The sequence below is a fragment of the Pseudomonas sp. NBRC 111140 genome (assembly GCF_001320885.1).
GTDB classification, from domain to species: domain Bacteria; phylum Pseudomonadota; class Gammaproteobacteria; order Pseudomonadales; family Pseudomonadaceae; genus Aquipseudomonas; species Aquipseudomonas putida_P.
Map to the genome: position 1 here is coordinate 1 of NZ_BCBQ01000023.1, position 12854 is coordinate 12854.

General features: G+C 57.9%; 11 protein-coding genes. 6 read left to right on the top strand and 5 right to left on the bottom strand.

The window, feature by feature from the left end; translation table 11 throughout:
• Nucleotides 1-115 precede the first annotated feature (115 nt).
• From APH42_RS09915 to APH42_RS09935, 5 genes are all read left to right on the top strand, one after another.
• Nucleotides 116-1264: an efflux RND transporter periplasmic adaptor subunit gene (locus APH42_RS09915; RefSeq protein ID WP_060493222.1), complete on the top strand. Its 1149-nt coding sequence runs from the start codon at nt 116-118 to the stop codon at nt 1262-1264.
• A gap of 12 nt (nt 1265-1276) precedes the next feature.
• A complete protein-coding gene (locus APH42_RS09920) occupies nt 1277-4321 on the top strand; it encodes a multidrug efflux RND transporter permease subunit (protein ID WP_060493223.1) in 3045 nt (1014 codons plus the stop codon).
• Between the two features lie 519 nt (nt 4322-4840).
• Complete coding sequence (locus tag APH42_RS09925) at nt 4841-5890, top strand: SagB family peptide dehydrogenase (protein WP_060493224.1); 1050 nt, start codon at nt 4841-4843, stop codon at nt 5888-5890.
• A gap of 22 nt (nt 5891-5912) precedes the next feature.
• Nucleotides 5913-6839 (top strand): diiron oxygenase, encoded by a 927-nt coding sequence (locus APH42_RS09930; protein ID WP_060493225.1) that lies wholly within the window; start codon nt 5913-5915, stop codon nt 6837-6839.
• Nucleotides 6836-8023 (top strand): Bcr/CflA family efflux MFS transporter, encoded by a 1188-nt coding sequence (locus APH42_RS09935; protein WP_060493226.1) that lies wholly within the window; start codon nt 6836-6838, stop codon nt 8021-8023. Before APH42_RS09930 ends, APH42_RS09935 begins: the two co-directional genes overlap by 4 nt.
• Before the next feature lie 80 nt (nt 8024-8103).
• Here APH42_RS09935 and APH42_RS09940 read toward each other — a convergent pair whose 3' ends face one another.
• The 5 genes from APH42_RS09940 to colR form a co-directional block, all read right to left on the bottom strand.
• Nucleotides 8104-8337: a hypothetical protein gene (locus APH42_RS09940; protein WP_012274030.1), complete on the bottom strand. Its 234-nt coding sequence runs from the start codon at nt 8335-8337 to the stop codon at nt 8104-8106.
• Nucleotides 8337-9035, bottom strand: a complete 699-nt coding sequence (locus tag APH42_RS09945; RefSeq protein ID WP_012274031.1) for a lipopolysaccharide kinase InaA family protein — start codon at nt 9033-9035, stop codon at nt 8337-8339. The genes APH42_RS09940 and APH42_RS09945 overlap by 1 nt, the downstream gene beginning before the upstream one ends.
• 6 nt (nt 9036-9041) lie before the next feature.
• Nucleotides 9042-9722, bottom strand: a complete 681-nt coding sequence (locus tag APH42_RS09950; protein ID WP_060493227.1) for a class I SAM-dependent methyltransferase — start codon at nt 9720-9722, stop codon at nt 9042-9044.
• 107 nt (nt 9723-9829) lie between these two features.
• On the bottom strand, nt 9830-11140 hold the full coding sequence (locus APH42_RS09955; RefSeq protein WP_012274033.1) for a HAMP domain-containing sensor histidine kinase: 1311 nt from the start codon (nt 11138-11140) through the stop codon (nt 9830-9832).
• The gene (gene colR / locus APH42_RS09960) at nt 11130-11813 is read right to left on the bottom strand and encodes a two-component system response regulator ColR (RefSeq protein ID WP_003255215.1); all 684 of its coding nucleotides are present in this window, start codon (nt 11811-11813) and stop codon (nt 11130-11132) included. The genes APH42_RS09955 and colR overlap by 11 nt, the downstream gene beginning before the upstream one ends.
• Nucleotides 11814-11996: 183 nt before the next feature.
• On the opposite strand from colR, the gene APH42_RS09965 reads away from it, so the two are divergent.
• On the top strand, nt 11997-12725 hold the full coding sequence (locus tag APH42_RS09965) for a phosphatase PAP2 family protein (RefSeq protein WP_060493228.1): 729 nt from the start codon (nt 11997-11999) through the stop codon (nt 12723-12725).
• Nucleotides 12726-12854 lie beyond the last annotated feature (129 nt).

The following is a 12854-nucleotide window of genomic DNA, read 5'->3' on the forward strand; positions in this document are numbered from 1 at the left end:
AGGCATTTCACTCCCCTTCCTCCCAAAAACAGTCAATAATTCTCCCAGCCACGTGGGCAGGATCGCCCGTTTTCGTGTCCAAACGAATAACAACTGCATCCAAGGAACCGGACCTATGCTGCGCCGCCGCATGCTCATCATGTTGGCCGTGGTTCTGCTGATCGTGCTGGCCCTGGGGGGCTACAAAGCCTTTTCGATCTACCAGCAGATCCAGATGTTCACTGCCCCCAAGCCGCCCATCACCGTAGCGGCCGCTGTGGCCGAACAGCGCCAGTGGCAAGAGCGCCTGCCCGCCGTCGGCAGCCTCAAGGCCCTGCAAGGCGTTGACCTGAGCCTGGAGGTGGAAGGCATCGTCAAAGCCTTGCATTTCGACTCGGGCCAGCAGGTCAAGGCCGGGCAACTGTTGCTGCAACTCAATGACGACCAGGAAACCGCCCTGCTCGGCACCGCCCAGGCCGACCTGGGCCTGGCCAAGGTCGATTTCGGCCGTGGTAGCCAGCTGGTCGGCGACGCGGCCATCTCCCGTGGCGAGTTCGATCGCCTTACCTCCCAATACCGGCGTAACCAGGCGGTGGTCGAGCAGCTCAAGGCGCAGAAGATCAAGAAAAGCATCAACGCCCCGTTCAGCGGCACCATCGGCATCCGCCAGGTGGACATCGGCCAATACCTGGCCGCCGGCACAGTGATCGCCACCCTGCAGGACACCTCCAGCCTGTACGTCGACTTCAACGTGCCGGAACAGGCCCTGCCACGCCTGAGCCTGGGCCAGCAGGTGCTGGTGCAAGTGGCCGCTTACCCAGGCCAGACTTTCCCCGCCAGCCTGAGCGCCATCAACCCCAAGGTCGAGGAAGCCACGCGCAACCTGCTGGTACGCGCCACCATGGCCAACCCCGACGGCAAACTGCTGCCGGGCATGTTCGCCAGCCTGTTGATCCTGCTGCCCAACCCACAGCCGCAAGTGGTGGTGCCGGAAAGCGCCATTACCTACACCCTGTATGGCAACTCGGTGTATGTCGCCTCGCCGAAAAAAGACAAGGACGGCAAGCCGGAAAACGACGACAAAGGCCAACCCCAACGGGTGGCCGAACAGCGCACCGTTCAGACCGGCGAGCGCCGAGACGGCGTGGTGGTGGTAAGCAAAGGCCTGCAGGCAGGGGAGCAAGTGGTCACTGCCGGGCAGCTGAAACTCACCCCCGGTGCTGCGATACGCATCGGCCAGGATAACGCTCTAAAGCCCGCACCGGGCACAGCGGCCAAGGACTGACAGGAGGCTGGCATGGCGTTCACCGACCCGTTCATCCGCCGCCCGGTGCTGGCCAGTGTGGTCAGCCTGCTGATCCTGCTGCTGGGCTTCCAGGCCTGGAACAAGCTGCAGATCCGCCAGTACCCGCAGATGGAAAACGCCCTGATCACGGTAACTACCGCCTACCCTGGGGCCAACGCCGAAACCATCCAGGGCTACATCACCCAGCCGCTGCAACAAAGCCTGGCCAGCGCCGAAGGCATCGACTACATGACCTCGGTGAGCCGGCAGAACTTCTCGATCATTTCCATCTACGCGCGGATCGGCGCCGACAGCGACCGGCTGTTCACCGAGTTGCTGGCCAAGGCCAACGAAGTGCGCAACAAGCTGCCCCAGGACTCCGAAGACCCGGTACTGAGCAAGGAAGCCGCCGATGCCTCGGCGCTGATGTACGTCAGCTTCTACAGCAAGGAAATGAGCAACCCGCAGATCACCGACTACCTGTCGCGGGTGATCCAACCCAAGCTGGCCACTTTGCCGGGCATGGCCGAGGCGGAAATCCTCGGCAACCAGGTGTTCGCCATGCGGCTGTGGCTGGACCCGGTCAAACTGGCCGGTTTCGGCCTGTCGGCCACCGACGTGACCAACGCCGTACGCCGCTACAACTTCCTCTCCGCCGCCGGCGAGGTAAAGGGCGAATACGTGGTCACCAGTATCAACGCCAGTACCGAGTTGAAGTCGGCCGAGGCGTTCGCCGCCCTGCCGGTCAAGACCAGCGGTGACAGCCGCGTGCTGTTGGGCGATGTGGCGCGGGTCGAAATGGGCGCGGAAAACTACGACACGGTCAGCTCGTTCGATGGCACCCCGTCGGTGTACATCGGCATCAAGGCCACCCCCGCCGCCAACCCGCTGGAGGTGATCAAGGAAGTGCGGCGCATCATGCCCGAACTGCAAAGCCAGCTGCCCTCGGCCCTGAAAGTGTCGATCGCCTACGACGCCACACTGTTCATCCAGGCCTCCATCGACGAAGTGATCAAGACCCTCGGCGAAGCGGTGCTGATCGTCATCGTGGTGGTGTTCCTGTTCCTCGGTGCCCTGCGTTCGGTACTGATCCCGGTGGTGACCATACCGTTGTCGATGATCGGCGTGCTGTTCTTCATGCAGATGATGGGCTATTCGCTCAACCTGCTGACCCTGCTGGCGATGGTCCTGGCCATCGGTCTGGTGGTGGACGATGCCATTGTCGTGGTGGAAAACATCCACCGGCACATGGAGGAAGGGAAGTCACCGTTCGACGCAGCCCTGGAAGGTGCCCGCGAGATCGCCATGCCCGTGGTGTCGATGACCATCACCTTGGCCGCCGTATACGCACCGATCGGCTTCCTCACCGGGCTCACAGGGGCCCTGTTCAAGGAGTTCGCCCTGACCCTGGCTGGGGCGGTGATCATTTCCGGTATCGTTGCCCTCACCCTGTCACCGATGATGTGCGCCCTGCTGCTGCGCCAGGAGCAGAACCCCAGCGGCCTGGCCCACCGCCTCGACCAACTGTTCGAACGCCTGAAGGTGCGCTACCAGAAGCTGCTGCACGCCACCCTCGACAGCCGGCCGGTAGTGCTGGTGTTTGCCGTGATCATCCTGTGCCTGATCCCGGTGCTGCTCAAGTTCACCCAGAACGAACTGGCGCCCAACGAGGACCAGGGGGTGATCTTCATGATGAGCAGCTCGCCGCAACCGGCCAACCTCGATTACCTCAACGCCTACACCGACCAGTTCACGCCGCTGTTCAAGGCTTTCCCCGAATACTACTCATCGTTCCAGATCAACGGTTTCAACGGCGTGCAGACCGGCATTGGTGGCTTTTTGCTCAAGCCCTGGAACGAGCGCGAGCGCACGCAGATGGAGTTGCTGCCGCTGGTGCAGGCCAAACTCGAAGAAATCGGCGGCCTGCAGATCTTCGGCTTCAACCTGCCGTCGTTGCCGGGCACTGGCGAGGGCCTGCCGTTCCAGTTCGTGATCAATACCGCTGGCGACTACCCAGCACTGCTGGAAGTGGCCCAGCGCATCAAGGCGCGCGCGCAGGAATCGGGCAAGTTCGCCTTCCTCGACGTCGACCTAGCCTTCGACAAGCCCGAGGTGGTGGTGGATATCGACCGGGCCAAGGCAGCGCAGATGGGGGTGTCGATGGACACCCTCGGCGGCACCCTTGCGACCTTGCTGGGCGAAGCGGAAATCAACCGCTTCACGCTTGAGGGCCGCAGCTACAAGGTGATCGCCCAGGTAGAACGGCCGTACCGCGACAACCCGGGCTGGCTGAACAACTACTACGTGAAGAACGACCAGAACCAATTGCTGCCGCTGTCGACCCTGATCACCCTCACCGACCGCGCCCGCCCACGCCAGCTCAATCAGTTCCAGCAACTGAACTCGGCCATCATCCAGGGCGTGCCCATGGTCAGCCTGGGCGAAGCGCTGAAGACCGTGCAGGACATCGCCCGCGAAGAGGCACCGGAAGGCTTCGCCTTCGACTATGCCGGCGTGGCCCGCCAGTATGTTCAGGAAGGCAGCGCGCTGTGGGTTACCTTTGGCCTGGCACTGGCGATCATCTTCCTGGTGCTGGCGGCGCAGTTCGAAAGCTTCCGCGACCCGTTGGTGATTCTGGTAACCGTGCCCTTGTCGATCTGTGGCGCGCTGTTGCCGCTGTTCCTGGGCATATCGAGCATGAACATCTACACCCAGGTCGGCCTGGTGACCTTGATCGGCCTGATCAGCAAGCACGGCATTCTCATTGTCGAGTTCGCCAATCAGTTGCGTGAGGAGCGCGGTTTGAGCGTGCGCGAGGCCATCGAGGAAGCGGCGGCGATTCGCCTGCGGCCGGTGCTGATGACCACAGCGGCGATGGTGTTCGGCATGGTGCCGCTGATTCTCGCGACCGGGGCGGGGGCGGTCAGCCGTTTTGACATCGGGACGGTGATTGCCACCGGGATGTCGATTGGCACGCTGTTTACCCTGTTCGTGCTGCCTTGCATCTACACCCTGCTGGCGCACAAGACCAAAGCCCAGGAACCTGCCATCGCCTGATCCGGCCTCTTCGCGGGCTCGCTCGCGAGGAGGCCGAAAGGCCAGATACAAAATCCCCAATAGAAAAGCGTTGCTCCGCAACACAATCTCAAAATCACCGCTCCCAATCTCTCACATTATCCAGACTCGAGCCTGATGTTGTTGCTTGTCGGTGGAAAAGCAGAGCAATTTCTGCATCTAATTCGCATGGTAAAAGTCAGAGTAGAGATGCTATGGCACCCGCACTCTAGACGTCTTGCAGAGAAATAAAACCGCCCTTGAAAATGGCCCTGGTAAAAATTCCTACAACTTTATCAGAAATTTCACCACCCCCTTTGACTTGTACCTCTTGAACTTACCGCTACTATCAAGAACGTCGCAATGACGCGACACCAAAATGGAGAAAACAATATGAAAACCATTAAAATGGAATACACCAAACTGGCGAACATGGCGCACCTTGTCAAAAAAACCAAATAAACCTTAATCCATAAACACTGAAGAGCAGTGCCGGCCTGCCCTTCAGTTAAAGGAGTGACCATGATAAGTAAAAATTGCTTCTTTATCGTCATGAATAACTCCCTGATTTGTTGGGATTTCAAAAATCACAAACAGTACGAGTTATCAAGAGCCCATGCAGACCGGTTAATCCATCTCATTTACGAGAAAAACCACAAAGACTTAAATGATAACCTAACCGACGACCTGAAACGCTGCAGAGTTTTCATGGACGATGCTGACGACCATGCTGACTGGGGCTGGGATGTACTCTCAAGAATATTCCATTACGGCACTAAAGACATCCCTATAGAAAAACTTCCTTCAAGCGAGGAGGAGTGGGCACTGCAGTACCTTGAACACTGCAACTCCGTACGAAACAAGCCTATACACCCTAACAATAAACGCATCAGCGAAATCGGCATTTCACTGCCCACACCGAGAAGTACCTTTGCAGTTGACAAGACATTCAAAAACCGAGCAACCGTTAGAGATTTTCAGCGAATATCGATCTCCCTAGTTGATCTTGCCGAAATTTTGCACCATACCCTAGGCTTTATTGAAAACAGATCCGTTAATAACGTCGAAGGAGAAGAAGAAGGAAATGAATATTCAAGACGCCGGGCCACCCCCTCAGTAGGCGGGCTAAACGCTACAGAAGGCTATGTATATGTAAATAACGTAGATAGCCTAGAAGCGGGGATTTATTACTACGATCCACGGCGACATCAACTGCACTGGCGAAGCGCGCTGCCTTGTGCTCTAGGTGACTTATTATCAGGCCAGCACTTCGCCAATGACATACCCGCTGGATTATTCTTGAGTTCCAGATTCGACAAACTGTGGTGGAAATACGAGCACTCCCGCGCTTATAGAATGGCTTTGATAGAGGTTGGGCATGCTGCACAGACATTCCAACTTGCAGCAACCGATCGCGGAATGAGCACCTGGCTCACTGGCGCATTGAATGAAACGGACATCGAACCCCTACTCATGTTTGAAAACCCAAGTGAACAAGTCCTTTTTTTCGTTGCATGTGGCTATGGCAACGGGAATGCGACACCCAGTTGCTTAAGGGCTCTGATGTCGTAAGACGCTGGCGCGGGATACAGACATGAAAAAAACCACCAACCGTAGCTGTACAGTATTCAAAAGCTGGCACACCACGAGCGCTGTACGCTCGCGCCCTTATGCCTATCATTTTTCTGTAGAAGATTTTACGCAGTCCGAACCCGACCTTTGGTTTCCTAGCGCCCTGAGCCCAGCGCTGGCCCATGACTTGACAACGCTGCTTTCGAAAAAAGATAAACTAATACTACACGCTTACCACCTCGTCCATTTCATGGACTATACAACGCAGCTTGAGATGTGTCACATCAATAAGGCTGTTCAAAGCATAGTTACTGGTAAATTAAAAGAATATTTCGATGAAACAATTTATCTAAACGCTTTAAAACTTTATGCTGACGAGGCCTATCACGCGCTCTTCTCCAGAGAAATTGCAGATCAGGTGGCAAACCACTTTTGCCTAGAGCGAATAAATTCTGCGCGCCTCAAGCGACTTGATCAAGTATTAAAAAATAGCCCTCCAGCGCTCAGCAGCATTACCCGATTCTGCATCGCCTTCGTTTCTGAAACACTGATAACTTACGAACTATACAGCTTGACTCGTGCCTCTCTCGTCGCCCCTGTAGCGCATATGCTGATAGACCACCTTCATGATGAAGGGCGTCATGCCATTTTCTTCTCAGACTGTTTTGCACGACTCTGGCAGCAGTTATGTATCCCACAGAGGGATTACTTGGTAGCAACTCTACTGAAAACGCTCAAAGCTTTCTGCCAACCCGACGAGAATTTTTTAGGATCGATTTTCAAAAAGCATCCATCCTTCGGAAAAGTGATTATTGACAACATAAATGAAAACTGGACGATCCGGATGCCTATTACATCCAAAATGACGCTTCGAGCAATAATGCGTACCGACTTATTGAAGGAGGAACGCTATGCATTACAGTTCAGGTCCGCTGGACTGATAGCATGAGCCAGACCAAAACTTCAACACACACCATTCTTCGCCCAATTCTTTTGATTCTTTTATGCCTTCTAGGTGTTTTTCCTCTGGATGTCATCCTTCCTTCGTTCCCTGCACTTGCAGAAGCCTTTCGAGTAGAGGCTACGCAAATCGCCTACTCCGTTAGTTTCTTCGCGTTTGGCGTTGCAGTGGCGCAATTGGTGATTGGCCCCCTGTCAGATCGAGTCGGACGCAAACGGTTGTTGCTTGGTGGCTTAGGGGTTTCCATTGCCGGGGCTGTTGGCTGCCTACTTTCAAGTAACTATGAAATTTTTATGGCTTTTCGGTTGTTACAAGCCGTCGGCTGTGGAAGCTTGGTTCTGGGTCAAGCTCTCGTGCAAGACCTATATACTGGCAAGCAGCGTAACACCATGCGCATCTTGTTGACGAGTGCTAGTGGTTTGTTCATATCAATCTCACCCGTCGCGGGTGCGGCTCTTCAACAGCTACTCGGCTGGGCAGGTAGTTTTACGGTATTTATTGCAATAGCCAGCATTGTCATCTTACTTGCATGGAAACTACTTCAAGAAACACCTGGTTTACGCCAGAATAACTCAGGCATTCAAAGCTATGTCCCCATGTTGCGTGACACCTTATATGTTGCCTATTCCCTACAGGCGACTTTAGCGTTCGCCTGCCATTTTGCCTTCATCGTTGTTGCACCCTTGGTGCTCATGGAACAACTGGGCCTCACGCCGTATCAGTTCTCCGTTGTATTCATCGCCTACGGGCTGGCATATGTCGTCGGTGGTGCAGTCGCGACATTCTTGAACAATCGCATCACCGCGCAGGCTCAAATTCTCACGGGATTCCTGCTTATAGCTACCGCAGGGGCCACTCTGCTGATCTGGCAGTGGGCAGCAGGCCTAACGGTAATAGGCCTCATGTTACCGATGATCTTATGTACGGCAGGCACAACGATGGTACGACCCGTCACGACTACGCAGGCCTTGGCACGTTATCCGCAGCAGGCAGGGGCAGCAGCGTCGCTCAACACTACTTTGCTATTTGCTGGAGGTGGATTCGCTGGCACTTTAGTTGCTTCAGCCGAACATCTGCTTCCAATGAGCTTAGGCATTCTATTCTTGAGCAGTGCCATTAGCGGTTTCTTGCTGCTTGCTTGCCTCAGGGGCAACAGCTTTCAGCACTGCTGACACCTGCCGGAAAGGCACATACAAAAATGCCAGAGGCCCCGCAATCGCGGGGCCTCTGGCATTTCTAGCTAACGCAGGGTTCAACCAAATGGCCGCAACCCCTGACGCAGGCCGAACAGGAACAGCAACAGGTCCTGATCTGGCGCGACCTGTGCCTGTTGCTGCGGTTTCGCTTCCCGCGGCAATGCGCACTGGTCGGCCATCTCGGCCTTGCTGAACACGTTCGGCCTCGGCTCTTCCCAGGCTGCCACCGCCACGGTGGTCACCGCCAGGCCAGCTACCAGGAACAAAGCTCGAGCTATTTCTAGTTTCATTACTCTAACCCTTTGACAGCGCTGCCAAACGCCATCTTGTAAAAGTAGAGCAGCGTCTGCCATTCCGCGTCATTGATCGACGAATGGCGGCGCAGCTGGCGCAGGTCGTTACCTGCTGCACGCTGGCAGCTGATGCGCCGTCGGCACTTTTCCAGGTCCAACAGCGCCACCTCGACGCGGGCCTGCTCACCCTCGCCAATTACCTTGATGAACACGTGCTTGCCATACAGGCAGCCGTGCTGCCAGTGCCCCAGGTGCATGCGTGCCAGGTTGTCCGCCAGGTCCTTGAGCATGCGCTCATGCACCACCTGCGGGTACCGCTCGCGGGCACCTTCGGCATGCCAGGTGTCGAGCTCGACAAAGCCGTCCAGCGCTTCACTGACCAGCAGCGCACGCCACTGGTGGTCGGCATCGCGCTCGGCGCCACAGAAGACAATGCGCGGTACACGCACGCCCAGTTGCTCGAAACTGTTCAACGCATCGAGTTCACGCAATACCGTAGGCCGGCCGAAAGGGTGCAGCAGGCTGCGGTAGATATGCCCGACCTGGCGTTTGGCATACAGCAGCTTGCCATTGGCATCGTTGAGGCGTTGCACGCCACTCTCACCGCCGCGCCGCTGGTTAGGCTCCTCGACCCACTCGCCTTGCTGGCGCCAATAAAAATCGAAGCGCGACTCCCCTCTCTGGGCTACAGCCATCAAACACTACCCCTTACGCAATACGTAGACCCGCCACATGGCATAGAACGGCAGGAAGTCGAGGCGTTCCTGGATTCTGAAGCCGGCGGCCGTGAATTCTTCTTCGACCGTTTCGGCCGGTAACACGAAACGGTTCTGGTAATTGTCCTGTTCGGCCTTGGCGCTGCGGCGCTGCTCGAGTTTTTTCCGGCGCCAGGCCTTGAAGTTGCCATCCACCCACAGGGACAGGATCACACTATCACGGCTAACCCGCTGAAATTCCGAAAGTATGGTCTTTCTGTGCGCCGATTCGCCAATGTGGTGGAACAGACGCATACAAAAAATGCTGTCCACCGAGTTGTCCGGCAGGTCGATAGCAAATGCCGAAGTCTGCAAAGGCCGTACCCGTGCCACCACCTCTGGCGGTTGCGCCGCACAGGCCGTCTCGATCATCGCCTCGGAGTTGTCGGCCCCGATGATCACCCGGTTGGGCTTTTCAGCCAGCAGTGGCCAGAAGCGGCCGGCACCGCACGGCAGGTCCAGTATCAGGCCAGGCTCGCCAGCCAATGCCAGGGCGCGACGCGCCAGCTGCTCATCTCGCTTGTGGGAAAGGCGTCGCGCCAGGCCGTCCTGGTGCTTGAGAAAGTACTCACGCGCATGGTCTTTGTCGTACTTCTCGGAAAATTCAAGCTTGATGGGGCTACGCATTGGGTATCTCCTGACTCCATTGCGAGCACATTAGGTAGGCAAGCGTTGGAATCAGGTCATGCCAATGTGAAAAAAACGTTGAGCCCCATTTGACCTGTTACAACAGATTACTCAGCCAAGGCATCCGGGTCGCCTTGGCCGGCTGTGTTGCTCAGGTCTACCCGAAAGCGGCAACCATGCGGCAAAGTGGATGTCAGGGTGACATGCCAGCCCTGGTCGTCACAAATTCGCTGCACCAACGACAGGCCCAGGCCCAGGCCCTCGCCACGCCGTTCATCACCACGCACGAACGGTTTGAACATGGCCTCGCGCTGCTCTTCAGGAATACCCACGCCGCTGTCCTCTACACTGAAGCCGTTGGCTTCCAGGCTCAGGCGTATGTAGCCGCCATCGGTGTAGTGCGCCGCATTACGCAGCAGGTTGCCCATCACCGACTGCAGGAAGGTGGCGTTGTACAGCACCGGGCTGGCGCTGACACGGCCATCGAAGTACAGGGTGAGGCCCTTCTGTTCGATGGTGTCGCGCCATACGCCGATCAGCTCATCGGCCACTTCGCGCAGGGTCGCCTGCGATGCCACCGCACCCTCGTCGCGCTGCGCCCGGGCCAGCATAAGGAAAGTCTTGACCAATTCGCGCATTTCCTCGGTGGCCCGCGCCACACGTTCCACCTGGCTGCGCGCGCGAGCATCGAGGTTAGGGTTTTCCATCAGCAACTCGCAGGAGGTCGCCAGCACCATCAACGGTGTGCGCAGCTCGTGGCTGACGTCACTGGTGAACAGCCGTTCGCGGGTCAACGCGTCGCGCAGGCGGCCCAGGGTGTCATCGAACGCGACTGCCAGCTGGCCCACTTCGTCCGCCGCGTAATCCGGTGCCAGTGGCGGGGCCAGGCCCAGCAACTGGTCGCGGTGACGCACCTGGCGCGCCAGACGGATGACCGGTGCCATTACCCGACGTGCCACCAGCCAGCCGAGGATCACGGCCAGCACCAGGCTGAGCACGAAGCCCACCACCACCACCGCGAACAGCACACGCTCGCGCTCTTCGAAATCGCTCTGATCCTGCAGCAGTACATAGCGGCGGCCATCGACGATCTCGACCATGGCGTGATACGACAGTTGGTCGCGGAACACCTCGTGGAAGCCGCGATCGAGGTGGCGCAAGTCCTTGGGCAGCTCGAAATCGTCGCGCCCGCCGCTGAAGTAGAACAGCTGGTCGGGACGCGGCCGGTGGCTCCAGTCACTGACGCTGTCCATACGCAACAGGCGCTGCAGGTCACCGCCCAGTACCGAGGAAATCAGCCGCTCTTCAACCAGGTGCACGGTGGCGACGATGCCAAAGGCGAAGGCCCCGGCCACCAGCGCACTCATCAAGGCAAAAGCAATGATGATGCGCTGGGCAAGGCTTTGCTTAAACTCCATCGCGGCCCTCGGCGAGGCGATAGCCGACGCCATGGACGGTATGCAACAACGGTTTTTCAAACGGTTTGTCGATCACCTGGCGCAGCTGGTGCACATGGCTGCGCAGGCTGTCGCTGTCGGGGCAGTCGTCGCCCCACAGGGCTTCTTCCAGTACCTCGCGGCGCAGGACGTGCGGGCTTTTTTGCATCAGCACCGCCAGCAGCTTGAGGCCGACCGGGTTGAGCTTGAGCAGGCGGCCCTGGCGGGTAACTTCGAGGGTGTCGAGGTCGTAGCTGAGGTCCGCCACCTGCAGGGTACGGCGCCCGCCGCCCTGGGCACGACGCAGCACCGCTTCGATGCGCGCCGCCAACTCCGACAGGGCAAACGGCTTGAGCAGGTAGTCATCGGCACCGGAGCGGAAGCCTTGCAAGCGGTCGTCGAGCTGGTCACGGGCGGTGAGCATGATCACCGGCGTGTCGCGGCGGGCATCTTCGCGCAGGCGCTTGCACAAGGTGTAGCCATCGATACCGGGCAGCATGATGTCGAGCACGATCAAATCGTAGTGTTCGGTGGCGGCCAGGTGCAGGCCGGACAGGCCATCCTGGGCACAGTCGACGGTGTAACCCTTCATGCCCAGGTAATCGGCCAGGTTGGCCAGGATATCGCGGTTGTCTTCAACCAAAAGAATGCGCATCGGTTTCTCCTGTGCGGCGCTTCTCGCTGTGGTGCGCGGCAGGCGCAGCTTAAGGCCTATGCCTGCACGGTGCCAGCCCCTGGGAAAATTCACCGCACTTGACGGTTTTTTCACTGATCCTTCACGGACACAGGATAGCGGCCAGCCGACAATGCCCGATCTTTTTCACGCCCTGGAGCCGTCATGCAGCAACGCACCCGCCCTCGCCCGATCAACTACTGGCTGTACCTGGGGATACCCCTGGTGACCGCGCTGGCCTTGATTTTGCTGGAGCTGACTTCGGTCGACATGGATGTGGCCAACCTGTTCTTCGATCCCGTTGCCGGGCAGTTCATTGGCCGCCACAGCTACCTTCTGGAAAACATCCTGCATGACCGGGTCAAGCAAGTGGTGATTTTGCTGGGGGTGCTATCGCTGTTCACCTTTGCTGCGAGCTTTTTCTGGAAGCGCTTGTTCGGCTGGCGCCGCGAATTGGGCTGCCTGGTGCTGGCACTGGGCTTGTCCACGGCGTTTGTCACACCGCTGAAGAAGGTCACCCAGGTGCAGTGCCCGTGGAGCCTCACACAGTTTGGCGGCACGGAAACCTACAGCAAGCTGCTGGAGCCACGGCCGGCTACCGACAAAGCCGGGCTGTGCTGGCCGGGTGGGCATGCAGCCACCGGGTTCTGCCTGTTCGGCCTGTTCTTCATGTTGCGTGATCGCAAGCCGCGTCTGGCACAGGTGGCGTTCGTGGTGGCCTTGATAGCAGGGTCGGTGCTGTCGGTGGGCAGAATGATGCAAGGGGCGCACTTCTTGTCGCACAACGTGTGGACGGCAGTGTTCTGCTGGTTGATAGGGTTGGGGTCTTATTACCTTGTGCTGTATCGGCGTGGGGTGGCTGAGGAGCCTGTCGTCGAGCGTAGCGTCGCCTGAAAGAGGAGCATGTCTTGAGTTTGATGCGGTGCGTAAAACGAGCGCCGCCCGCGCGGCGCTCGATCTCGCAGGCGCCACATAACCCACACCAAGCAAAAAGCCCCGGTTCTCACGAACCGGGGCTTTTTG

What these genes read in the sequence shown, in the direction of transcription:
- APH42_RS09940 (WP_012274030.1), bottom strand. Translation starts at nt 8,337, where the DNA reads ATGAAACTAGAAATAGCTCGAGCTTTGTTCCTGGTAGCTGGCCTGGCG.
- APH42_RS09955 (WP_012274033.1), bottom strand. Translation starts at nt 11,140, where the DNA reads ATGGAGTTTAAGCAAAGCCTTGCCCAGCGCATCATCATTGCTTTTGCC.
- APH42_RS09925 (WP_060493224.1), top strand. Translation starts at nt 4,841, where the DNA reads ATGATAAGTAAAAATTGCTTCTTTATCGTCATGAATAACTCCCTGATT.
- APH42_RS09930 (WP_060493225.1), top strand. Translation starts at nt 5,913, where the DNA reads ATGAAAAAAACCACCAACCGTAGCTGTACAGTATTCAAAAGCTGGCAC.
- APH42_RS09965 (WP_060493228.1), top strand. Translation starts at nt 11,997, where the DNA reads ATGCAGCAACGCACCCGCCCTCGCCCGATCAACTACTGGCTGTACCTG.
- colR (WP_003255215.1), bottom strand. Translation starts at nt 11,813, where the DNA reads ATGCGCATTCTTTTGGTTGAAGACAACCGCGATATCCTGGCCAACCTG.
- APH42_RS09915 (WP_060493222.1), top strand. Translation starts at nt 116, where the DNA reads ATGCTGCGCCGCCGCATGCTCATCATGTTGGCCGTGGTTCTGCTGATC.
- APH42_RS09920 (WP_060493223.1), top strand. Translation starts at nt 1,277, where the DNA reads ATGGCGTTCACCGACCCGTTCATCCGCCGCCCGGTGCTGGCCAGTGTG.
- APH42_RS09950 (WP_060493227.1), bottom strand. Translation starts at nt 9,722, where the DNA reads ATGCGTAGCCCCATCAAGCTTGAATTTTCCGAGAAGTACGACAAAGAC.
- APH42_RS09945 (WP_012274031.1), bottom strand. Translation starts at nt 9,035, where the DNA reads ATGGCTGTAGCCCAGAGAGGGGAGTCGCGCTTCGATTTTTATTGGCGC.
- APH42_RS09935 (WP_060493226.1), top strand. Translation starts at nt 6,836, where the DNA reads ATGAGCCAGACCAAAACTTCAACACACACCATTCTTCGCCCAATTCTT.